This is a genomic window from Streptomyces sp. NPDC026206, from assembly GCF_040638465.1.
GTDB lineage: Bacteria > Actinomycetota > Actinomycetes > Streptomycetales > Streptomycetaceae > Streptomyces.
This window is the reverse complement of record NZ_JBEZYL010000006.1, coordinates 82,554-105,361: the sequence shown is the minus strand read 5'-3', so window position 1 is coordinate 105,361 and position 22,808 is coordinate 82,554. Positions and strand designations below refer to the sequence as shown.

The following is a 22,808-nucleotide window of genomic DNA, read 5'->3' as shown; positions in this document are numbered from 1 at the left end:
CACAGGGGGCCCTCCACGTCACAGGCGAGACGTTACGCCGAGACCGTCTCACGCTCCGGCTCCGGCTCCGACTCCGACGGAGCCACCGAGCCCTCGCCCTCGCGCGGAACGGGCAGCACAGCCATCATCGCCGCCGAGATCAGAATCGTCGCCGCCCACCCCAGGCCGTACTTGCCGACGAACGTCCCCGACAGCGGCCCGGCGAACCAGTCGCACTTCGTGAAGCAGATGCCCGCCAGCAGCGCCACGGCCCACGCCGTCATCGCCTGCCAGCAGTAGCCGCCCACGTACCAGTACCGGCTCGTACGCCCCGTGTCCATCAGCCCGTCGGCGTCGTACCGCACCGAACGCGACCGGCGCCGCGCCATGTCGACGGCGTAGACGCCGATCCACGCGGAGAACGAAACGGCCAGCAGGATCAGGAACGTGATGAACGAGCTGAGGAAGCTCTTCGCGACGAGCATCAGCAGCAGACCACCCACCAGGGAGATCACCGCGTTGATGCTGACGGCCATCGCGCGCGGCAGCTTGACGCCCATCGTCTGCGCGGTGAAGCCGGCCGAGTACATCGACAGGCTGTTGATCAGCAGCATGCCCACGATCGCGGTGATCAGGTAAGGAACGGCCAGCCACGTCGGCAGGATGTCACCGAGGAAGGACACCGGGTCCGGCGCATCGGCGAGCCCAGGCGTGGCGACAGCCATCACTGCACCCATGAGCACCATCGGCACCATCACCAGACCGGCGCCGGAGACCGTGGCGCCGACGATCTTCTTGCCGGAGGCGGCGTGCGGCAGGTACCGCGCGAAGTCCGGACCGGTGGGCACCCAGCTGATGCCGCCGGCGGCGATCGTGCCGATACCCGCGATCATCATCGCGGTCGTACCCGCCGGCTTGGAGAAGACGTCGTCCCACTTGATGTGGGCGATCAGATAGCCGAGCACCAGCACGCTGAAGACGCCGAACAGATACGTCGACCACTTGTTGCACACGTTCAGCGCCTTGCGGCCCATGCCGCTCACCAGGAACGTGCAGGCGACGAAGACGAACAGCGTGATCACGATCAGGACGGTGTTGCTCTTCACACCGAGGACCAGGTCGAGAACGGTGAGCACCGCGTACGCGCCGGTGACCGCGTTGATCGTCTCCCAGCCGAAGCGGGCGACCCACAGGATCGCCCCGGGGAAGAGATTCCCCCGCACTCCGAACGTGGCCCGGGAGAGCATCGCGCCGGGCGCGCCGCCCCACTTGCCGGACACGGACAGCACACCGACCAGGCCGAACGACACGAGCGCGGCGCACGCCGCGACGATCAGGACCTGCCAGAAGTTCAGTGCGTTGAAGACCACCAGCGCCGCGCCCATGGTGAGCAGCAGCACGCTGATGTTGGCGGCGACCCAGGTCGGGAAGAGCTCCCGGACCCGGCCGTGCCGCTCGTGATCGGGTACGGGCTCGATGCCGCGGGTTTCTATCGCGCCGTCGACGCCTTCGGCGTCGGTGACGGTGCTGGACACGTTGGCGCCGTTGGCAGCGTTGTCCATGTGAGGGGCCATGTCGGGGGGCTCCGTGCGGGGTGAAGCAGGGCGGGAGGCCGGCCTGGGCAGAAAGGGACGTTGGGACTCTACGCGCGTCGCGCGGCCCCACGCCATCGTGCTTTGCTCCAACTTTGGCTGGTTCGTGCCATTGGTCCTCGTGGCAACGTACAAAGCGCGGCCTCGGGCGAGCTCCGGACATGCCCCGATATGCCACGGCGGCGTCCGCGCCCCGAGGTGTCCGATACTGGGGGCGTTATGGAAATCGTCATCCTTGCCGTAGTCATCGCTGTGATCGCGCTCGGCGCGATCAGCGGGCTCGTGGTCAGCAGCCGCAAAAAGAAGCAGCTGCCCCCCGCACCGCCGAGCAGCCCGTCCGTCACCGCGCCGCCCGCCGAGCCGCACGTCGGCGAGGAGGCCGAGACCCCGCGCGCCGAGCCGCGCCGAACCGTCGAAGAAGTAGAGCTCCCTCCCACCGAGGCACCCGCCGAGGAGGAGGCGGCCCCCGTCGTCGAGCCGGAGACGGCGGCGCCCGAGGCCCCGGCCGAGCCCGCGATCGAGGTTCCCGAGCCCACCGCCGGCCGCCTCGTGCGGCTGCGCACCCGTCTCTCCCGCTCGCAGAACTCCCTCGGTAAGGGTCTGCTGACCCTGCTGTCCCGTGAGCACCTCGACGAGGACACCTGGGAGGAGATCGAGGACACCCTGCTCACCGCCGACGTCGGCGTCGCGCCGACGCAGGAGCTGGTCGAGCGGCTTCGCGAGCGCGTCAGGGTGCTCGGCACCCGCACGCCGGAGCAGCTGCGCACGCTGCTTCGCGAGGAGCTGCTCACCCTCATCGGCACGGACTTCGACCGCAGCGTCCACACCGAGCCCGGTGTGGGGGTGAACGGCGAGGAGAAGCCCGGCGTCGTCATGGTCGTCGGCGTCAACGGCACCGGCAAGACCACCACCACCGGCAAGCTCGCCCGCGTGCTCGTGGCCGACGGCAAGTCCGTCGTCCTCGGCGCGGCGGACACCTTCCGTGCCGCCGCCACCGAGCAGCTCCAGACCTGGGGCGAGCGTGTCGGCGCCCGTACGGTGCGCGGCCCCGAGGGCGGCGACCCGGCGTCGATCGCCTTCGACGCGGTCAAGGAGGGCATCGCCGAGAACGCGGACGTCGTCCTCATCGACACCGCCGGCCGTCTGCACACCAAGACCGGTCTCATGGACGAGCTGGGCAAGGTCAAGCGCGTCGTGGAGAAGCACGGCTCGGTGGACGAGGTCCTGCTGGTCCTGGACGCGACGACCGGCCAGAACGGCCTGGTGCAGGCGCGCGTCTTCGCCGAGGTCGTGAACATCACCGGCATCGTCCTCACCAAGCTGGACGGCACCGCCAAGGGCGGCATCGTCGTCGCCGTCCAGCGCGAGCTGGGCGTGCCGGTCAAGCTCGTGGGCCTGGGTGAGGGCGCCGACGACCTGGCCCCCTTCGAGCCCGAGGCGTTCGTCGACGCCCTGATCGGGGACTGACAGCAGCTCGCAGCAAGCAACGAGAGACAGAGAAAGGGCCCCCGTCGCAGTGCAGCTGCGACGGGGGCCCCCTTTCGCGGCGGGGGCGGTCCCTTGGCGTGCGGGAGCCGTTCGCGCGTGGGCGCCTGGCGCCGGGCGGCCGGGGCTCCGTGGTGACCGGGGCTCCGTGGTGACCGGAGCTCTGTGGTGGCCGGGGCTCCGTGGTGACCGGGGCTCCGTGGTGACCGGAGCTCTGTGGTGGCCGGGGCTCTGTGGTGACCGGGGCGCTCAGCCGGTCCCGGCGGACCGGTGGCACACATAGGCCAGGGTTCCCAGCAGCAGCCGGGCCTCGGGGGGCCGCCCGGCCGTGTCCAGGGCGGGCGGCAGCAGCCACCGCATCGGACCCAGGCCCGCGAAGTCGGACGGCGGCGCGGTGATGTGATCGCCATGGCCCAGGCCCCGCAGGTCGAGCCGGGCGTCGTCCCACCCCATCCGGTACAGCAGCTGGGGGAGTTCCGATGCGGCCCCCGGGGCGACGAAGAACAGGGCGCGGCCGTGCGGGGTGAGCGCCACCGGCCCCAGCGGCACCCCCATCCGCTCCAGCCGGGCCAGCGCGTGCCGGCCCGCCGCCTCGGACACCTCGAGCACGTCGAACGCGCGCCCCACGGGCAGCAGTACGGCCGCGCCGGGCACCTCGGCCCATGCCGCCGCGGCCTCGTCCAGCGTGGAGCCGGCCTCGACGGGCGGCGCGAAGGAGAGCGGATGGGCCCCGGGGGAGGGGCAGTCGGCGGCGCCGCACGAGCAGGCGACCCGGCCGCCGCGCGAGGCCCGGGCGCCGGGAACGACGTCCCAGCCCCACAGGCCGGTGTACTCCGCGACCGTCACGGATTCGAATGCGCGGCCTCGACGCCGAGAGCTCGAGCGCAGATCCCGGATACCGCCGATTGTGAAGCCCATGCCCCCTCCAACGGGTCGTGCTCCCAATGGTTACGTGTCGGAGTGTCTCGGACACGCAGGGTCGCCGACCTCTGCCCCGAGGCGGCGCAAGGGTGCGCGACGGGTGGTGTTCCGTAAGGCGCGCGCCGTGGCGTGCATCCGTTCACCTTCTCGCTGGTTTCCCCGCGTTCGTTCCGTGTCAAGTCAATCGCGATGCAGGCGGAAGGAGTTCATTCGTTGGGGTGGCGAATGGTGGCGTTTACTGGACCGCCCTCGCCTGATCGGTGATCGTAGGATTACTTTCGGTACATGAACCCAGCCGGACAAGCGGCCGTGAAACGCGGCAAGCTGTTGGCGGTTCGCACGCAGACGTGCGGATGAACGCATGGATGTGCATGCACGTATGGATGCATACGCGTAGACGCAGAGTTTCGGATGGGGGCGTTCCCGTGGGCGGCAATGTCAGTGGTACCGGTGGTGCCGACAGGGCTGATAAGGCTGAGAAACGTCCGAACGAGCAGCTGAACTCGTGGTTTCTGCGCAGCGGATGGTCCAAGGGTGAGCTGGCGCGGCAAGTGAACCGCAGGGCCCGTCAGTTGGGCGCCCACCACATCAGCACCGACACCTCCCGCGTGCGCCGCTGGCTGGACGGCGAGCAGCCGCGCGAGCCGATCCCGAAAATCCTCTCCGAGCTGTTCTCCGAGCGCTTCGGCTGCGTTGTGGGCGTCGAGGACATCGGCCTGCGCGCCGCGCACCAGTCGCCGTCGGTGTCGGGGGTGGACCTGCCCTGGGCGGCCCCGCAGACCGTCGAGCTCCTCAGCGAGTTCTCCCGCAGCGACCTGATGCTGGCGCGCCGCGGTTTCCTCGGCACCTCGCTCGCCCTCTCGGCGGGCCCCGCCCTCATCGAGCCCATGCAGCGCTGGCTGGTGCCCGGCCCTCACGGCCGGGACGCCGCGGCCTCCGCCGACCGTGACCGCCCCCGCCGGTCCCGGCTCTCCGGCCCGGAGCTGGAGCTCCTGGAGTCCACGGCCGTGATGTTCCGGCAGTGGGACGCCCAGTGCGGCGGCGGTCTGCGCCGCAAGGCCGTGGTGGGGCAGCTCCACGAGGTCACCGACCTGCTCCAGGAGCCGCAGCCCGAGGACACCTCGCGGCGGCTGTTCCAGGTGGCCGCCGAACTGGCACAGCTGGCGGGCTGGATGAGCTACGACATCGGGCTGCACCCCACCGCCCAGAAGTACTTCGTGCTGGCCCTGCACGCCGCCAAGGAGGCCGGCGACCGCCCCCTGGGCTCGTACGTCCTCTCCAGCATGAGCCGCCAGATGATCCACCTGGGCCGCCCCGACGACGCCCTGGAACTCATCCACCTCGGCCAGTACGGTTCACGCGAGTCGGCCACCTCGCGGACGCAGGCCATGTTGTATGCGATGGAGGGCCGGGCGTACGCCAACATGGGCCAGCCCGCGAAGGTCAAGCGCGCCGTGAGCATGGCGGAGGACTGCTTCGGCGACTGCGAGCCGGGCGACGGCGACCCCGACTGGATCCGCTTCTTCTCCGAGGCCGAGCTCAACGCCGAGAACGCCCACTCCTTCCGCGACCTCGCCTATGTGGCCGGGCGCAGCCCCACGTACGCCTCCCTGGCGCGCCCCAAGATGGAGCGGGCCGTCGAGCTGTTCTCGCAGGACAACGAACACCAGCGTTCGTACGCCCTCAATCTCATCGGCATGGCCACCGTGCACCTGCTGGAACGCGAACCGGAGGAGTCCGCCGTACTCGCCGGGAAGGCGCTGCGCATCGCCAAGCAGGTGCGGTCGGAGCGGGTGAGCAATCGCCTGCGCAAGACCGTGGACAATGCCGTGCGTGAATTCGGTGATGTCGCCGAGGTCGTGAATCTGACGGAGCAACTCGCCGTCCACCTGCCCGAATCGGCGGAAGCCGTCCACGCCGTCTGAGCCCCGCGGCCCCCTTGCCCCGGCCGCGACGACCCTCCCGTACAGCCCGACTCGGCCCCCCACGCCAGGTCACGCCGGAGGGCCGTCGCGGCCGGTCCCCTCTCGCGGCCGGGGTCTTCCCGCGAATCACTCGCCGCCGGGCCTTCTCCGTGGGCGGTTTGCGGAAGGGTAACGGACGGCTTCCCGGCGATCCGGCCGTTCATCGGGGCGTAACACGCCCACTCCCATCGTCACCGGCGCGAAACAACCCGCGGCGTTGGCTGAAACCGCGCTGCGCGAGCCTCAAGGCGATATCGGCCCACTGGGAACACCGGCCCGCACGGGGGCCTGGGCCGCGGCCGCGAGGAGACGTCGACATTGAATGGCGCAGATACCGCATTCGTATTGATCAGTGCCGCGCTCGTGATGCTGATGACACCGGCCCTGGCCTTCTTCTACGGCGGCATGGTGCGGGTCAAGAGCGCGCTCAACATGCTGATGATGTCCTTCATCTCGCTCGGCATCGTCAGCGTCCTGTGGGTGCTCTTCGGCTACTCACTCGCGTTCGGTGATGACCTCGGTGCCGGACTCATCGGCAACTTCGACCACATCGGTTTCAAGGGCATCACCCCCGAGACCCTCACCGGCGGCAAGGAAGGCATCCCGGTCCTCGCCTTCGCCCTCTTCCAGCTGATGTTCGCCGTCCTCACCCCGGCCCTGATGAGCGGCGCCCTCGCCGACCGCGTGAAATTCAGCGCCTGGGCGCTGTTCATCACGCTCTGGGTGACGATCGTCTACTTCCCCGTCGCCCACTGGGTCTGGCAGGCCGACGGCTGGCTGTTCAAGCTCAAGGTGATCGACTTCGCCGGCGGCACGGCCGTGCACATCAACGCGGGCATCGGCGCGCTCGCCGCCGTCCTCGTCGTCGGCAAGCGCATCGGCTTCAAGAAGGACCCCATGCGCCCCCACAACCTCCCGCTGGTGATCCTCGGCGCGGGACTGCTGTGGTTCGGCTGGTTCGGCTTCAACGCCGGCTCGGCGCTCGCCGCCAACGGCATCGCCGCCAACATGGCCATGAACACCCAGGTCGCGACCGGCGCGGCCATGCTCGGCTGGCTCGCCTACGAGCGCCTCAAGCACGGCGCGTTCACCACCCTCGGCGCGGCCTCCGGCGCCGTCGCGGGACTGGTGGCCATCACCCCGGCCGGCGCGGCCGTCAACGCCTTCGGCGCGATCCTCATCGGCCTCGTCGCCGGAGCCGTCTGCTCCTGGGCCGTCGGCCTCAAGTTCAAGCTCGGCTTCGACGACTCCCTCGACGTCGTCGGCGTCCACCTCGTCGGCGGCATCATCGGCACCCTGCTCGTCGGCCTCCTCGCCACCGGCGGCGTCGGCGGCCTGACCCAGCTCGGCCGCCAGGCCGCCGGCGCCTTCTCCGTGCTCGCCTACTCCTTCGCCGTCTCCTGGGTGCTTGCCAAGCTCGTCGACAAGCTGATCGGCTTCCGGGCGAGCGAGGAGGACGAGCTCAGCGGCATCGACCAGGCGTACCACGCCGAAACCGCCTACGACTTCAGCGCGGTCGGCGGCGCCGCGGCCGGCCGCGGCGCGACGCCCGCCCCCGCGCAGCAGACCCGGAACAAGAAGGTGGACGCATGAAGCTCATCACCGCGGTCGTCAAACCGCACCGGTTCGAGGACGTCAAGAAGGCGCTGCAGGCCTTCGGCGTCAAGGGCCTGACCGTCACCCAGGCCAGCGGCTACGGCCGCCAGCGCGGCCACACCGAGGTCTACCGCGGCGCCGAGTACGAGATCGACCTCGTACCCAAGATCCGCATCGAGATCCTGGCCGAGGACGCCGACGCCGACGACATCATCGACGTCGTCGTGGCGGCCGCCCGCACCGACAAGATCGGCGACGGCAAGGTGTGGGTCGTCCCGGTCGAGACGGTCGTGCGGGTACGGACCGACGAGCGCGGCGCGGACGCGCTCTGAGCACGCGGGAAGGGGCCTGACATGACGCGGACCGAGGCCGCCGCCACCGACCCCGGAGCCGGCGGCTACGCCGCGGCCCGGCTGCGGCTCCTGCACGAGGCCCCCTTGTCGGGAGCGCCGCTGCGCGCCGGGCTCGCCCACCTCACCGACCAGTGGCTGAGCGGGCTCCTCGGCCCCTCCCAGGGCGTCGCGCTCGTCGCCGTCGGCGGCTACGGGCGCGGCGAACTCTCCCCGCGCAGCGACCTCGACGTCCTGCTCCTGCACGACGGCCGGACCGGCGCCCCGGGCATCGCCGCCGTCGCCGACCGCGTCTGGTACCCCGTCTGGGACATGGGCCTCGCCCTCGACCACTCCGTACGCACCCCCGCCGAGGCCCGCAGGACCGCCGCCGGCGACCTCAAGGCCCACCTCGGCCTCCTCGACGCCCGCCACATCGCCGGGGACCCCGCCCTCACCACGGCCCTGCGCGCCACCGCCTACGAGGACTGGCGCACCCAGGCCCCGTCCCGCCTGCCCGAACTGCGCGAACTGTGCGAGGAGCGGGCCCGCCGCCAGGGTGAGCTGCGGTTCCTGCTGGAACCCGACCTGAAGGAGGCGCGCGGCGGGCTGCGCGACGCCACCGCGCTGCGCGCCGTCGCCGCGTCCTGGCTCGCCGACGCCCCCCGCGAGGGCCTCGAACACGCCCGCTCCCTGCTCCTCGACACCCGCGACGCCCTGCACCTGGCCACCGGCCGCGCCACCGACCGCCTCGCCCTCCAGGAACAGGACCAGGTCGCCACCTCCCTCGGCCTCGCCGGCGCCGACGCGCTGCTGCGCGGCGTGTACGAGGCCGCCCGCACCGTCTCCTACGCCGCCGACATCACCTGGCGCGAGGTGGGAAGAGTGCTGCGCTCGCGCTCCGGGCGGCCCCGGCTGCGCCGCATCCTCGGCGGCCGCGGCGGCCGGGGCGGCTTCGTCGAACCCGAGCGCATCCCGCTCGCCGAGGGCGTCGTCGAGCAGGACGGCGAAGTCGTGCTGGCCCGCACCGCACGCCCCGACCACGACCCGGCCCTGCCCCTGCGCGCCGCCGCCACGGCCGCCCAGGCGGGCCTGCCGCTGTCCCGGCACGCCGTACGACGCATGGCCGGTGCCGCCCCGCTGCCCGTGCCGTGGCCCGCGGAGGCCCGCGAACAGCTCGTCACCCTCCTTGGGGCGGGCGAGTCCACGGTGCCCGTCTGGGAGGCCCTGGAGGCGGAGGGCCTCGTCTCCCGGCTGCTGCCCGAGTGGGAGCACGTGCGCTGCCGCCCGCAGCGCAACCCCGTGCACCGCTGGACCGTCGACCGGCACCTGATCGAGACGGCCGTGCGGGCCTCCGCCCTGACCCGCGGCGTCGGCCGTCCCGACCTGCTGCTCCTCGCGGCACTCCTGCACGACATCGGCAAGGGGCGGCCCGGGGACCACTCCATGGCGGGCGAGGCCCTCACCCGCGACATCGGCCCACGCCTGGGCCTCGGCGACGCCGACACGGACGTCCTCGCCACGCTCGTACGCCACCACCTCCTTCTCGCCGAGACCGCCACCCGCCGTGACCTCGACGACCCGGCCACCGTTCGCACGGTCACGGACGCGGTGGGCTGCGCCGGCACGCTGGAGCTGCTGCACGCCCTGACCGAGGCCGACGCCCTGGCCACGGGGCCTGCGGCGTGGAGCGGCTGGCGGGCCTCACTGGTGGCCGATCTGGTCCGCAGGGCGGCCGCCGCGCTCGCCGGGGGGCCGGTCGAGGAGCGTACGGAACCGGCGCCGCCGACGGCCGCCAAGGAGCGGCTGGCGGCCGAGGCCCTGCGCACGGCCGGGCCGGTGGTGGCCCTCAGCGCGCCCCGGGAGGGCGTCGGTGACACCGTGGAACTGACCGTCGCCGTCCCCGACCAGCCCGGCGTCCTGCCCGCGACCGCCGGAGTCCTCGCCCTGCACCGCCTGACCGTCCGCGCGGCGGAGCTGCGCGGCATGGGCGGCGCGCTGCTGCTGCACTGGCGGGTGGCGGCCGAGTACGGGGCGCCGCCGGAGGCCGCACTGCTGCGCGGCGACCTGGTACGGGCCCTGAACGGCACCTTGGACATCGCGGGCCGGCTCGCCGAGCGCGAGACCGCGTACCGCGGCCGGCGCAGGAACGCCGTGCACGCGCCGGCCCGGGTGACGGTCGCCGCGGGCGGATCGCGGGCCGCGACGGTACTGGAGGTGCGGGCCCAGGACGCGCCCGGTCTGCTACACCGCATCGGGCGGGCCCTGGAGGACGCGGGGGTGTGGGTGCGCAGCGCGCACGTGAGCACGCTGGGGGCGAGTGCGGTGGACACGGTCTACGTCACACGCGGGGACGGCTCCGCGCTGACGGAGGCGGAGGCGGGGGCTCTGGCGAAGACGATGGAAGACGCCTTGCAGTGAGCGCGTGACGTGGGCACCGGGCGAGGCGTTGCACAGGGCGCGTTCCCCGCTGACGCGGGGGTGACCCGCTTCGGGGCAAGGGGTGCCTCAGCGAGGCAGCATGCTCCCCGCACTCGCGGGGCTGTGTCCTTGCCTGCCATATCCGGCAGGCGAGGACACTTAGTCCGTACGGCCGGATACTCTTGAGGGCGATTGCCCCTGCCCCCTGACTCCGAGGACCGACGAGCGCCGTGTTCGATACCCTCTCCGACCGCCTTGCAGCGACTTTCAAATCTCTCAGGGGCAAAGGCCGCTTGAGCGAGGCGGACATCGACGCCACGGCGCGTGAAATCCGCATCGCCCTGCTCGAGGCCGACGTGGCGCTGCCCGTCGTCCGCGCCTTCATCAAGCAGATCAAGGAACGCTCCCTCGGGGCCGAGGTCTCGCGGGCCCTCAACCCGGCGCAGCAGATCATCAAGATCGTCAACGAGGAGCTCGTCGGCATCCTCGGCGGCGAGACCCGTCGCCTGCGTTTCGCCAAGCAGCCGCCGACCGTCATCATGCTCGCCGGTCTGCAGGGTGCCGGTAAGACGACGCTGGCCGGAAAGCTCGGTCACTGGCTCAAGGGCCAGGGCCACGCCCCGCTGCTCGTCGCGTGTGACCTGCAGCGCCCCAACGCCGTCAACCAGCTCGGCGTCGTCGCCGAGCGCGCCGGTGTCGCGATCTTCGCGCCGGAGCCGGGCAACGGCGTCGGCGACCCGGTCAAGGTCGCCCAGGACTCGATCGAGTTCGCGAAGGCCAAGCAGCACGACGTGGTCATCGTCGACACCGCCGGCCGTCTCGGTATCGACGCCGAGATGATGCAGCAGGCCGCGGACATCCGGGACGCGGTCCGCCCCGACGAGATCCTCTTCGTCGTCGACGCGATGATCGGTCAGGACGCGGTCAACACCGCCGAGGCCTTCCGCGACGGCGTCGGCTTCGACGGCGTGGTGCTCTCCAAGCTCGACGGTGACGCCCGCGGTGGTGCCGCGCTGTCCGTCGCGCACGTGACCGGCAAGCAGGTCATGTTCGCCTCCAACGGCGAGAAGCTGGACGACTTCGACGCGTTCCACCCGGACCGCATGGCGTCCCGCATCCTCGGCATGGGTGACATGCTCAGCCTCATCGAGAAGGCCGAGCAGACCTTCAGCCAGGACGAGGCCGAGAAGATGGCGGCCAAGCTTGCGAAGGGGCCGAAGGAGTTCACGCTCGACGACTTCCTGTCCCAGATGGAGCAGGTCCGCAAGATGGGCAGCATCAGCAAGCTGCTCGGCATGCTCCCCGGCATGGGGCAGATCAAGGACCAGATCAACAACATCGACGAGCGCGACGTCGACCGCACCGCCGCGATCATCAAGTCGATGACCCCGGGCGAGCGCCAGGACCCGACGATCATCAACGGCTCGCGCCGCGCCCGCATCGCCAGGGGCTCCGGCGTGGACGTCAGCGCGGTCAAGAACCTCGTGGAGCGCTTCTTCGAGGCCCGCAAGATGATGTCGCGCATGGCCCAGGGCGGCGGGATGCCGGGCATGCCCGGCATCCCGGGCATGGGCGGCGGTGCCGGCAAGAAGAAGAAGCAGGTCAAGCAGGGCAAGGGCAAGCGCCAGAGCGGCAACCCGATGAAGCGCAAGGCCGAGGAGCAGGCCGCGGCCGTCCGCCGCGAGCAGGCGCAGTCCGCCAACCCGCTGGGACTGCCCCCGGGGCAGGACGCCCAGAACTTCGAACTGCCCGACGAGTTCAAGAAGTTCATGGGCTGAGGCCCGGGAACGCGGCTTCGCGACAGCCCCCACGGCTCCGGCCGGCGGGGGCTGTCCGCGTTCCGGCCCGGAGGTTCAGACCCGGGCTATCAGGTAACGGAAGACGTTCGGCATCCACACCGTCCCGTCGCGCCGCAGGTACGGGTGGAGCGCCTCGGCCAGCTCCTTGGCGACCTGCTCCTCGTCCGTGGCCCGGGCCGCCGCGTCGAAGGCGCCCGTGGACAGCATGCCCCGGACCGCACTGCCCAGGTCGGCGTAGCCGTACGGGCAGGCGACCCGCCCTGAGCCGTCGGGGGCCAGACCGGCCTCGCGGGCGAGGTTCTCCAGGTCGTCGCGGCTGCTGGGGCGCCAGCGGGCGGGGGCGCACATCGGGTCGGCGAGGCGTGCGGCCACCCGGAGCGCTCCGGAGGCCGCGCAGCGCTCCTGCGGGCCCCAGCCGGCGAGCACGACGGGGGAGCCCGGCTCGGCGCAGGCGGCGGCGCCGGAGAGGGCCTCCGCCAGCCCGCGGGAGCCGCCGCCCGCGCAGAAAAGCGGGTCGAAGGCGGTGACGAGGTTGAAGCGCGGGCCGTCGGCGTCGAGGACGGTTTCCGGGCCGCCGAGGCCCAGGCGGGTGCCGTTGCCGGGGGAGCCCTCCGGGAGGAGGCGCTCGCGGGCCAGTTCCAGCCGGCGGCCGTCCGGGTCGACGCCGCAGACCGTGGCGCCGCGGGCCGCCGCCATCAGCAGGGCCAGCCCCGAGCCGCAGCCCAGGCTCAGCAGCCGGGTGCCGGGTCCGGCCTCCAGGCGCTCGTACACCGCTTCGTAGAGCGGAACCAGCATCCGTTCCTGGATTTCCGCCCAGTCGCGGGCCCGTGACGCGGGCGAGGTCGGGGACGGCCGGTGCCGCCGCACGAGCGTTGGTGTCATCGAATGCGCCCCAATCCGCCGGGTGAGGTGTCCTGGTAGTGATCCGTGGTTCCGCCCCCATGGGTGCTGCCCGGTGCTGCCGTTCGCGCGTTGCGGTGAAAACCCCCCGATGCCAGAGAACTCCGCTTCCGCCCGCGAGTCCAGGGGGCGGCGCGAGAACGTTCCCGTACGCCCACGATGGCATGCGCCGGGCGTCATCGCACGAAATGGAACGGCGCTGGACAGGCGGCCGACGGGTGCGGTCCGGCCGGGAAAACGGGCTTGTGGGCGGACGGATTCACACTCGGCCTGATGGGCCCCGTACCATTCGCAGCATGGCAAAGGCTCCCATTCTCACCCCCCAGGCGGAAGACTTCCCGCGCTGGTACCAGGACTTGATCAACAAGGCCGAGCTGGCCGACAACGGCCCGGTGCGCGGCACCATGGTCATCCGACCGTACGGCTACGGGCTCTGGGAGCGCATGCAGCAGGAGATGGACGCCCGGATCAAGGACGCGGGCGCCTCCAACGCGTACTTCCCGCTGTTCATTCCGCAGTCCTACCTGACCCGGGAGGCGGAGCACGTCGAGGGCTTCGCTCCCGAGCTCGCGGTCGTCACGCACGGCGGCGGCAAGGAGCTGGACGAGCCGGTCGTCGTCCGGCCGACGTCCGAGACGATCATCAACGAGTACTTCTCGAAGTGGGTGCAGAGCTACCGCGACCTGCCCCTGCTGATCAACCAGTGGGCGAACGTGGTCCGTTGGGAGATGCGCCCGCGCGTCTTTCTCCGTACGAGCGAATTCCTCTGGCAGGAGGGCCACACCGCCCACGCCACGTACGAGGACGCCCGCGACTACGCGGCCCGCATCCACCGTGACGTCTACTACGACTTCATGGTCAACGTCCTGGGCATCGACGTGGTGCTCGGCCGCAAGACGCCCAAGGAGCGGTTCGCGGGTGCGATCAACACCCTCACGCTCGAGGGCATGATGGGCGACGGCAAGGCCCTGCAGATGGGCACCAGCCATGAGCTGGGCCAGAACTTCGCCAAGGCGTTCAACACCTCCTACCTGTCCAAGGGCGGGCAGCAGGAGCTGGTCTGGCAGACCTCGTGGGGCGTCTCGACCCGCATGGTCGGCGGCCTGATCATGTCGCACGGCGACGACAAGGGCCTGCGGGTGCCGCCGCGCCTCGCGTCCGTCCAGGCCGTGGTCCTGGCGATCAAGGGCGACGACGCCGTGCTCGCCAAGGTCCGGGAGATCGGCGACCAGCTCAAGGCCGCCGGGATCCGGGTGCAGGTCGACGACCGTACCGACACCCCCTTCGGCCGCCGTGCCGTGGACTGGGAGCTCAAGGGCGTACCGGTGCGCATCGAGATCGGCCCGCGCGACCTGGAGAACGGCACCGCGATGCTGGCCCGCCGCATCCCCGGCGGCAAGGAGCCGGTGCGCATCGAGGACCTGGCCGCGCTGCTGCCGAAGGTCCTGGAGGAGGACCAGGCGCAGCTGCTGCGCGAGTCGCGCGAGCGCCGTGAGTCCCGTACGACGGACGTGAAGAGCATCGAGGAGGCCGCCGAGGCGGCCGCCGCCGGCGGCTGGGCGCGCATTCCGTGGGCGACCCTGGGCACCGAGGGCGAGGCCAAGCTCGCCGAGCAGGCCGTGACCGTGCGCTGCCTGGTGGCCGAGGACGGCTCGGTGCCGGAGTCCGACGACGCGCCGGGCGCCGTCGCGATCGTCGCACGCGCCTACTGATCCACCCGCCCCCGGGCGCGCGCCGAGGCGCGCGGCCGGGGGTTTTCGCGTGGGGGCGTGCGGGAAGCCTGTGGGCCCGCTCACTTACTGATGCGTCAGTACGTCCCACCTTGCGAACTGGTGCACGGCTAATCCGCCTTCTCCGTAGTTCTGCGCACCCGCCCTCCTCAGGACGTATGAGGCGGGAAACTGACTGGTACGTGCAAATTATTTGGGATGGCCCGGTATCGGAACACCGGGCTGTCCCTGCTCGTTGTCACGACGTGAGCACGACACCACCTGTTCTCGCCGCAGAGCTGGCGCAGGCGTGGGCCGACATTCAGCGGTACCACCCCGAGCTGCCGGATCTAGCCGCGCCCGAATCGTTGATCGGAGAATCGTCGTCAGCCTGTGGCGCCGAGCTCTCCTTCGAAAGGCTGCTGCACGAGGCAGTGCACGGCATCGCGGCCGCCCGCGGTGTCCGGGACACCTCACGCGCCGGCCGCTATCACAACCGCCGGTTCCTGGCGATCGCCGAGGAGCTCGGGCTCGACCACACCGAGGAGCCGCATCCCAGCAGCGGTTTCTCGCTCGTCGCGCTCAATCCGGAGGCGCGCAAGCGCTACCGCCCGACGATCGACAGACTCCAGCGCGCCCTGAAGGCCCACACGGTCGCCACCACCGCCGACACCTCGCGCACGTTCCGGGGGCCGGCGGCGCGCCACGGCTCGTCCGGCGGCGGGGTCCGGGTGAAGGCGGTGTGCCAGTGCGGGCGCAACGTCCGGGTCGTCCCGTCCGTGCTCGCACAGGCGCCGATCATGTGCGGTGGCTGCGGCCAGCCGTTCCGGATCCCCGAGGCCATCTCGGTCGGCTGAGCGGAACGGGTGACGGTACGGTTCGGCCGGTCCCCGGCGGTGTGGCACAATGAGTGGCTGTACTCGACAGTCGCACAGGACCCCTCTCTCCTCCGGCTGACGCGTCCATCGGGCACCCCGAGTACCGCAAACCCCACGTGGCATCTCGTTGTGCCCAACCACGTCAAGACCAGGAGACACCACTCCAGTGGCAGTCAAGATCAAGCTGAAGCGTCTGGGCAAGATCCGTTCGCCTCACTACCGCATCGTCGTCGCCGACTCCCGTACCCGCCGTGACGGCCGGGCCATCGAGGAGATCGGCCTGTACCACCCGGTGCAGAACCCCTCGCGCATCGAGGTCGACAGTGAGCGTGCCCAGTACTGGCTGAGCGTCGGCGCGCAGCCGACCGAGCCCGTTCTGGCCATCCTCAAGGTCACCGGCGACTGGCAGAAGTTCAAGGGCCTGCCGGCTCCGGCCCCGATGCTCGTCGCCGAGCCGAAGAAGGACCACAGCGGTCTCTTCGAGGCCGTCGTGAACGCCGCCGACGCGTCGAAGGGTGAGGCCATCACCCCGAAGGCGAAGAAGTCGGAGAAGAAGGACGAGGCCGAGGCCGAGTCCGCTGAGTCGACCGAGGCCTGAGCATGCTCGAGGAGGCTCTCGAGCACCTCGTCAAGGGCATCGTAGACAACCCCGATGACGTGCAGGTCGCCTCGCGTGACCTGCGCCGCGGGCGTGTGCTGGAGGTCCGGGTGCACCCCGACGACCTCGGCAAGGTGATCGGCCGCAACGGCCGCACCGCGCGTGCACTGCGCACCGTCGTGGGCGCCCTCGGCGGCCGCGGGATCCGCGTCGACCTCGTCGATGTGGATCAGGTTCGCTGAGCAGCGACAGAGCACCGGCACGGGCCGGGAAGGATTCTCCTTCCCGGCCCGTTGTCGCGTTCGTACGGAAAACGTGAGAAGGATCAGGAACGTGCAGCTCGTAGTCGGCAGGATCGGCCGTGCCCACGGCATCAAGGGCGAGGTCACCGTTGAGGTGCGTACCGACGAGCCCGAGCTGAGGCTCGGACCCGGTGCCGTACTGGCCACCGACCCCGCGGGCGTGGGGCCGCTCACCATCGAGACGGGCCGCGTGCACAGCGGGCGGCTGCTGCTGCGCTTCGCCGGTGTCGGCGACCGCACGGCCGCCGAGGCGCTGCGCAACACGCTCCTGATCTCCGACGTCGACCCGGACGAGACTCCCGAGGACCCCGAGGAGTACTACGACCATCAGCTGATGGACCTGGACGTCGTCACCGTCGACGGCACGGTCGTCGGCCGGATCGCGGAGATCGCCCACCTGCCCTCGCAGGACCTGTTCATCGTCGAGCGGCCCGACGGCGGCGAGGTGATGATCCCCTTCGTCGGCGAGATCGTGACGGAGATCGACCTGGAGCAGCAGCGGGCGGTCGTCGACCCGCCGCGCGGTCTGCTCGACGGCGACCAGGCCGAGGTGGCGAGCTCGCGCGACGCCGAGCGGGACGCCGCGCCGGGCGCCGGGCAGGACTCTCCGCAGGGCGCCGGGCAGGACTCTCCGCAGGACGTCGCGCCGGGCGAGGGTGACGCCTGATGCGCCTCGACGTCGTCTCGATCTTCCCCGAGTACCTGGAGCCGCTGAACCTCTCGCTCGTCGGCAAGGCCCGGGCCCGCGGGCAGCTCGACGTGCGCATCCACGACCTGCGGGAATGGACGCACGACAAGCACAACACCGTCGACGACACCCCGTACGGCGGCGGCCCCGGCATGGTCATGAAGCCCGACCCCTGGGGCGAGGCGCTGGATTCGGTCATCGCGTCGGGCGAGGGCGACAAGCCCGTCCTCGTCGTCCCCACCCCGAGCGGCAAGCCCTTCACCCAGGAGCTCGCCGTCGAGCTGTCCGGGAAGCCGTGGCTGGTCTTCACGCCCGCGCGCTACGAGGGCATCGACCGCCGCGTCATCGAGGAGTACGGCGACCGCCTCGACGTGCGCGAGGTCTCCATCGGCGACTACGTCCTGGCCGGCGGCGAGGCCCCGGTCCTGGTCATGGTCGAGGCCATCGCCCGCCTGCTGCCCGGCGTGCTCGGCAACGCCGAGTCGCACCGGGACGACTCCTTCGCGCCCGGCGCCATGGCCGACCTGCTCGAAGGCCCCGTCTACACCAAGCCGCCCGAGTGGCGCGGCCGGGGCATCCCGGACGTCCTGCTCAGCGGCCACCACGGCAAGATCGCCCGCTGGCGCCGCGACGAGGCGTTCCGGCGCACGACCGCCAACCGGCCGGACCTGATCGAGCGGGCCGACCCGGCCGCGTTCGACAAGAAGGACCGCGAGATGCTCTCGATCCTGGGCTGGGCGCCGGGCGAGGACGGCCGATTTTGGCGTCTGGGCCCGGACGTGGAAGAATAAGCCGTTGCCTTACGTCCGGCGCGCGCCCCTGCCACAGGGGGAACGACGTCCGCCCGGCGTTCCGGGCACCATCCCCACTTTCGGCACGAATTCCGCTGATGACCTGTGGCATCGGCGAGGAAGCAGACGCATATGTCCTCCCTGCTCGACAACGTCAACGGCGCGTCGCTGCGCACCGACGTCCCGGCCTTCCGCCCCGGCGACACCGTGAACGTCCACGTTCGCGTCATCGAGGGCAACCGCTCCCGTATCCAGCAGTTCAAGGGCGTTGTCATCCGCCGCCAGGGCGCGGGCATCAGCGAGACCTTCACGGTCCGCAAGGTCTCCTTCTCCGTCGGCGTCGAGCGCACCTTCCCGGTGCACAGCCCGATCTTCGAGAAGATCGAGCTCGTGACCCGCGGTGACGTCCGTCGCGCCAAGCTGTACTACCTCCGTGAGCTGCGCGGCAAGGCCGCGAAGATCAAGGAGAAGCGCGACAACTGAGCTTCCCGCCGGAGTCCGGGAACGGCCGGATAGGCTTTCGGCCCGATGGACACCGACGCACAGCTTTCGGAGCGCGACCGCTCTCCACACCCCGACCGGGGATCTCCTCACGGAGAAACCGGCCCGGGGGAGGAGCAGGGGTCGCGCTCCGCGCGTTTTCCCGGCCGCTCCCCGGCCGCCCGGACGCTCTCCGCGCGGGCCGTGCGGGCGGGCCGGTGGCTGACCGGTGGTGGCCCGCTGCGCAGGGCGGGGCTGCTGCTGATCGTCTGTTTGGTCTGTCTGCTTCTGGTCAGCAGCTACCTTGTGCAGCCGTTTCTGATCCCCAGCGGGTCGATGAGGAACACGTTCCAGGCCGGCGACCGGGTGCTGGTCAACAAGCTCGCCTACCGCTTCGGGGACGAGCCGCGCCGCGGCGATGTGATCGTCTTCGACGGCACCGACTCCTTCGTCCAGGCGCCTCCCGCGGAGAACCCGGTGACCGCGCTGGTGCGCAAGGGCGCCTCGGCCGTGGGGCTGATGCGGCCGGCGGAGACCGACTACATCAAGCGGGTCGTGGGCACCGGCGGGGACCGGGTCCGGTGCTGCGACAAGCGCGGACGGCTGGAGGTCAACGGCCGGCCGGTGCTCGAGGACTACCTCTTCCCCGGGGACGAACCTTCCCAGGTGCCGTTCGACATCGTCGTGCCGGAGGGCAAGCTATGGGTCATGGGTGACCATCGCAGTGACTCGCGTGACTCCCGTGACCACTTGGGCGAGCCCGGCGGTGGCACGGTCCCACTGGACCGGGTCATCGGTCGGGCCGACTGGATCGGCTGGCCGCTGGGCCGGATGACCTCGCTGAAGCGGCCGGACGCCTTCGCGGGCGTACCGGATCCGGTGGATCCGGGGTTGGTCGGGGGCCACCCCGGCGGGCCGCATGGGTAGCAGGGGGCGCACGGAAGCCCGCACGGGCACGCACGCCCGTACGGGCACGGGTGCACACGCGCGTACGCACGCGCGTACGGCCCCGGCGGGCGTGGAGGCGGGTTCGGGTACGGGGCCGGTGCCGCCGCCCGCGCCCGGGGGCCGGGCCGCACGGCGGAAGGCCGCGCTGCGGGTCAAGCGGCGCCGGCGACGTTCGGCGGTCAAGGAGATTCCGGTCCTCATAGGGGTGGCCCTGCTGATCGCCCTGGTGCTGAAGACCTTTCTCGTGCAGGCGTTCGTCATTCCGTCCGGCTCGATGGAACAGACGATCCGCATCGGCGACCGGGTGCTGGTGGACAAGCTGACGCCGTGGTTCGGGGCCCGGCCGCAGCGGGGCGACGTGGTGGTCTTCAAGGATCCGGGCGGATGGCTGGACGGGGAGCAGTCGTACGCCGGTCACGAACCGGTGGGAATACGGCAGGGAAAGCAGCTGCTGGCCTTCATCGGCCTGTTGCCCTCGGCCGACGAACAGGACCTGATCAAACGCGTGGTCGGAACCGGCGGGGATACGGTCAAGTGCTGCGACAGTGACGGCAAAATCACAGTCAACGGAACACCGTTGATCGAGCCGTACATCCATCCGGGGAATCCGCCCTCGCAGCTGAAGTTCGAGGTGAAGGTCCCTGAGGGCCGCCTCTTCGTCATGGGTGACCATCGCTCGGACTCCGCGGACTCGCGCTACCACCTGACGGATTCCGGGCAGGGGACGATCGCGGAAGACCTGGTGGTGGGGCGTGCGGTGGTCATCGCCTGGCCGCCGGGGCACTGGCGGGGACTGACCGAACCGGGCCCCTTCTCATCGGTGCGGGACGCGCCGCGCACGGGGACGCGAGCGGACGCTTCGCCGCATAGTGTGTCCTCCACGGATCAAGAAGGGTTGGTCCGGCTCCCGACCCCTGCGGAACTCCCGCTCGTTATGGGAGTGGTGGGCCTGCGTCGTTTGTGCGACAGGCGGCAGCGTGGAGTGAGGAGTGGATGTGGGGGATTTGGCGGTCGGCGCGCGTTCCGGTCACGGAGAGCCCGAGAAGCGGCCCGGGCGGACGGATGAGCCGCTCGGGCAGTCGTCCGGAGGGTCCGGAGGGGTTGCGCCCGAGGAGGCCAGGTCCCAGGCGGCCCACGAGCCCGTTGACGCGGAGGGCGACGCCGCGGACGTGACGCCCGGCGCGGGCGCCGCAGACGCGGGCGATCCGGGCGCGGGTGACGGGGAGTCGCGGCACAGGAGAGAGCCGAAGAAGCAACGATCCTTCTGGAAGGAACTGCCGATCCTCATCGGTATCGCCCTCCTGCTCGCCCTGCTCATCAAGACCTTCCTGGTGCAGGCGTTCTCGATTCCCTCGGAGTCGATGCAGAACACCCTCCAGCGCGGTGACCGGGTGCTGGTGGACAAGCTGACGCCGTGGTTCGGGTCGAAGCCCGAGCGCGGCGAGGTCGTGGTCTTCCACGACCCGGGCGGCTGGCTGGGCGAGACCGCCACCGCCGACAACGGGCCGGTGGCCGGCGGCATCCAGAAGGTGCTCAGCTTCATCGGCCTGATGCCCTCCGCGGAGGAGAAGGACCTGATCAAGCGGGTCATCGCGGTGGGCGGCGACACGGTCGAGTGCAAGGGCAACAACGACCCGGTGACGGTCAACGGCAAGGCGCTGAGCGAGCCGTACATCTTCCCCGGCAACACGCCCTGCGGTGACAAGCCCTTCGGGCCGATCAAGGTTCCGGACGGCCGCCTGTGGGTCATGGGCGACCACCGCCAGGACTCCCTCGACTCGCGCTACCACCAGGACCTCGACAGGTTCCAGGGCACGGTCTCGCAGGACGACGTCGTCGGGCGCGCGATCGTCGTCGCCTGGCCGCTGAACCGCTGGTCCACGCTGCCGGTGCCGTCCACCTTCGACCAGCCGGGGCTGAGCGCGGCGGCCGCCGTGGCGCCGCCGGCGCTCGGGCTCGCGGGCGCGGTCCCGCTGGTGCTGTGGCGCCGGCGCCGGAACCCGCGCGGGCGGGACGCGGTGGCCGCGCCCAGGGGCTGACTGACGTCCGTACCGCCGGGTAGTGTGCGACTCCATGCCCCTGGGCATTTGGAGTCCGATCTTCCACGTGGGCGGAGTACCGCCCGGTGGATCCTTACGCGGGGCGGGGGACGGAAATGAGCCGGGCAGAACGTGACGACGACGGCCACGGCCGCGCGGGCAGAGTGCTGTCCGGGCTGGCCGTGGCCGTCGGCTGTGTGCTCTTCATGGGCGGGTTCGGCTGGGCCGCCCTGCTGTACCGGCCCTACACCGTCCCGACCGACTCGATGGCGCCCACCATCGGGCGCGACGACCACATCCTCGCCCAGCGGATACCCGGCGGCGAGGTGCGGCGTGGGGACGTCGTCGTCTTCGTGGACAAGGTCTGGGGCGACGTCCCGATGGTCAAGCGGGTCGTCGGGGTCGACGGCGACAAGATCGAGTGCTGTGACCGGCAGGGCCGGCTGACGGTCAACGGCGTCCCCGTCGAGGAGCCCTACCTCCAGGACAGCGGCCCCGCCTCGCCCAACGACTTCTCCGCGACCGTGCCCCAGGACCGGCTCTTCCTCCTCGGCGACCACCGCACCGACTCGGTGGACTCCCGCACCCACATGGCCGACGGAGGCCAGGGCACGGTGCCGCGCGACGCGGTCCAGGCGCGCGTGGACGCCAAGGCCTGGCCCCTGTCCGGCTGGGGCATGATCGACCGGCCCGCTGCCTTCGCCGCACTGCCGGGCGGTACGTCCAGCCCCGGGCCGCTGCGCCTGATCGTGACGTGCGTGGTCGCGGGCGCGGTGCTCATCCTGGGAGGTGCGGCGTACGGGCCGCTGGCGCGGCGGCTGACGGGACGCGGGAAGGTGGCGGTGCCCCATGGCTGAGCCCGGTGCGCTCGGCGGTGTCCTGCGCAAGGCCGCGCGAGTGATCCTTCTCGACCCGGCCGACCGCGTGCTGCTGCTGCACGGCTACGAGCCCGGTGACCCGTCCGTGACGTGGTGGTTCACCCCGGGCGGCGGGCTGGAGGCGGGCGAGAGCTGGGAGCAGGCCGCACGCCGGGAGCTGGCCGAGGAGACCGGGATCACCCGGATCGAGCTGGGCCCGGTGCTGTGGCTGCGGACCTGTTCCTTCCCCTTCGACGGGCGGCGCTGGGACCAGGACGAGCGCTACTACCTCGCCCGTACCGACCAGACCCCCGCCTGGACCGGAGGGGAGACGGAGCTGGAGCGGCGCAGCGTCACGGGGCTGCGCTGGTGGACCTGCGAGGAACTGCTCGCGGCCCGTGAGACGGTGTACCCGACCAGGCTCGCCGGGCTGCTGCGTACGCTGCTCGACGAGGGGCCCCCGAGTACGCCAGTGCTCCTGGAGACTGAGCGCGCCTGACGCACAATGGGGGGACGCACGGCTGAAGGGGAA

Annotated in this window: 21 protein-coding genes; 18 read left to right on the top strand and 3 right to left on the bottom strand. The window is 71.3% G+C overall.

Annotated features, from left to right (window positions below; all coding sequences use genetic code 11):
- Positions 1–32: 32 nt before the first annotated feature.
- Positions 33–1,541: a cytosine permease gene (locus AB0F13_RS11850; protein WP_362079097.1), complete on the bottom strand. Its 1,509-nt coding sequence runs from the start codon at positions 1,539–1,541 to the stop codon at positions 33–35.
- A 249-nt stretch (positions 1,542–1,790) separates the two neighbouring features.
- On the opposite strand from AB0F13_RS11850, the gene ftsY reads away from it, so the two are divergent.
- Complete coding sequence (gene ftsY / locus AB0F13_RS11845; protein WP_362079094.1) at positions 1,791–3,038, top strand: signal recognition particle-docking protein FtsY; 1,248 nt, start codon at positions 1,791–1,793, stop codon at positions 3,036–3,038.
- A gap of 267 nt (positions 3,039–3,305) precedes the next feature.
- Here the strand turns inward: ftsY and AB0F13_RS11840 are convergent, their stop codons facing one another.
- Positions 3,306–3,974: a bifunctional DNA primase/polymerase gene (locus AB0F13_RS11840; protein ID WP_362079091.1), complete on the bottom strand. Its 669-nt coding sequence runs from the start codon at positions 3,972–3,974 to the stop codon at positions 3,306–3,308.
- A gap of 386 nt (positions 3,975–4,360) precedes the next feature.
- Between AB0F13_RS11840 and AB0F13_RS11835 the strand changes: the two genes are divergently transcribed.
- The 5 genes from AB0F13_RS11835 (at position 4,361) to ffh (ending at position 12,065) form a co-directional block, all read left to right on the top strand.
- Positions 4,361–5,902, top strand: coding sequence for a hypothetical protein (locus AB0F13_RS11835; protein WP_362079088.1), 1,542 nt, complete (start codon positions 4,361–4,363; stop codon positions 5,900–5,902).
- Positions 5,903–6,259: 357 nt separating this feature from the next.
- Positions 6,260–7,534, top strand: coding sequence for an ammonium transporter (locus tag AB0F13_RS11830; RefSeq protein WP_362079085.1), 1,275 nt, complete (start codon positions 6,260–6,262; stop codon positions 7,532–7,534).
- Positions 7,531–7,869, top strand: a complete 339-nt coding sequence (locus AB0F13_RS11825) for a P-II family nitrogen regulator (protein ID WP_362079082.1) — start codon at positions 7,531–7,533, stop codon at positions 7,867–7,869. Before AB0F13_RS11830 ends, AB0F13_RS11825 begins: the two co-directional genes overlap by 4 nt.
- Before the next feature lie 21 nt (positions 7,870–7,890).
- The gene (locus AB0F13_RS11820) at positions 7,891–10,287 is read left to right on the top strand and encodes a [protein-PII] uridylyltransferase (protein ID WP_362079079.1); all 2,397 of its coding nucleotides are present in this window, start codon (positions 7,891–7,893) and stop codon (positions 10,285–10,287) included.
- Between the two features lie 230 nt (positions 10,288–10,517).
- Positions 10,518–12,065: a signal recognition particle protein gene (ffh, locus tag AB0F13_RS11815; protein WP_362079077.1), complete on the top strand. Its 1,548-nt coding sequence runs from the start codon at positions 10,518–10,520 to the stop codon at positions 12,063–12,065.
- Positions 12,066–12,140: 75 nt separating this feature from the next.
- Here ffh and AB0F13_RS11810 read toward each other — a convergent pair whose 3' ends face one another.
- Positions 12,141–12,968: a methyltransferase domain-containing protein gene (locus tag AB0F13_RS11810; protein WP_362079074.1), complete on the bottom strand. Its 828-nt coding sequence runs from the start codon at positions 12,966–12,968 to the stop codon at positions 12,141–12,143.
- A 314-nt stretch (positions 12,969–13,282) separates the two neighbouring features.
- On the opposite strand from AB0F13_RS11810, the gene proS reads away from it, so the two are divergent.
- From proS to AB0F13_RS11750, 12 genes are all read left to right on the top strand, one after another.
- A complete protein-coding gene (gene proS, locus AB0F13_RS11805; protein ID WP_362079071.1) occupies positions 13,283–14,698 on the top strand; it encodes a proline--tRNA ligase in 1,416 nt (471 codons plus the stop codon).
- Between the two features lie 263 nt (positions 14,699–14,961).
- Positions 14,962–15,552: a hypothetical protein gene (locus tag AB0F13_RS11800; RefSeq protein ID WP_362079068.1), complete on the top strand. Its 591-nt coding sequence runs from the start codon at positions 14,962–14,964 to the stop codon at positions 15,550–15,552.
- Positions 15,553–15,739: 187 nt separating this feature from the next.
- Positions 15,740–16,171: a 30S ribosomal protein S16 gene (rpsP, locus tag AB0F13_RS11795; RefSeq protein ID WP_362079065.1), complete on the top strand. Its 432-nt coding sequence runs from the start codon at positions 15,740–15,742 to the stop codon at positions 16,169–16,171.
- A 2-nt stretch (positions 16,172–16,173) separates the two neighbouring features.
- Positions 16,174–16,413 (top strand): RNA-binding protein, encoded by a 240-nt coding sequence (locus AB0F13_RS11790; RefSeq protein ID WP_299533511.1) that lies wholly within the window; start codon positions 16,174–16,176, stop codon positions 16,411–16,413.
- Between the two features lie 91 nt (positions 16,414–16,504).
- Entirely contained in the window at positions 16,505–17,140 is a 636-nt protein-coding gene (gene rimM, locus AB0F13_RS11785; RefSeq protein WP_362079062.1) for a ribosome maturation factor RimM, read from the top strand.
- Positions 17,140–17,952, top strand: a complete 813-nt coding sequence (gene trmD / locus AB0F13_RS11780) for a tRNA (guanosine(37)-N1)-methyltransferase TrmD (RefSeq protein WP_362079059.1) — start codon at positions 17,140–17,142, stop codon at positions 17,950–17,952. Before rimM ends, trmD begins: the two co-directional genes overlap by 1 nt.
- 132 nt (positions 17,953–18,084) lie before the next feature.
- A complete protein-coding gene (gene rplS / locus AB0F13_RS11775; RefSeq protein ID WP_362079056.1) occupies positions 18,085–18,435 on the top strand; it encodes a 50S ribosomal protein L19 in 351 nt (116 codons plus the stop codon).
- A 45-nt stretch (positions 18,436–18,480) separates the two neighbouring features.
- Positions 18,481–19,359 (top strand): signal peptidase I, encoded by an 879-nt coding sequence (gene lepB, locus AB0F13_RS11770; RefSeq protein ID WP_362079053.1) that lies wholly within the window; start codon positions 18,481–18,483, stop codon positions 19,357–19,359.
- Positions 19,352–20,446 (top strand): signal peptidase I, encoded by a 1,095-nt coding sequence (gene lepB / locus AB0F13_RS11765; RefSeq protein ID WP_362079050.1) that lies wholly within the window; start codon positions 19,352–19,354, stop codon positions 20,444–20,446. The genes lepB (AB0F13_RS11770) and lepB (AB0F13_RS11765) overlap by 8 nt, the downstream gene beginning before the upstream one ends.
- Complete coding sequence (gene lepB, locus AB0F13_RS11760) at positions 20,385–21,419, top strand: signal peptidase I (RefSeq protein ID WP_362079549.1); 1,035 nt, start codon at positions 20,385–20,387, stop codon at positions 21,417–21,419. Before lepB (AB0F13_RS11765) ends, lepB (AB0F13_RS11760) begins: the two co-directional genes overlap by 62 nt.
- A 116-nt stretch (positions 21,420–21,535) precedes the next feature.
- Positions 21,536–22,276, top strand: a complete 741-nt coding sequence (lepB, locus tag AB0F13_RS11755; protein WP_362079047.1) for a signal peptidase I — start codon at positions 21,536–21,538, stop codon at positions 22,274–22,276.
- The gene (locus AB0F13_RS11750) at positions 22,269–22,775 is read left to right on the top strand and encodes an NUDIX hydrolase (protein WP_362079044.1); all 507 of its coding nucleotides are present in this window, start codon (positions 22,269–22,271) and stop codon (positions 22,773–22,775) included. The genes lepB (AB0F13_RS11755) and AB0F13_RS11750 overlap by 8 nt, the downstream gene beginning before the upstream one ends.
- Positions 22,776–22,808: the final 33 nt, after the last annotated feature.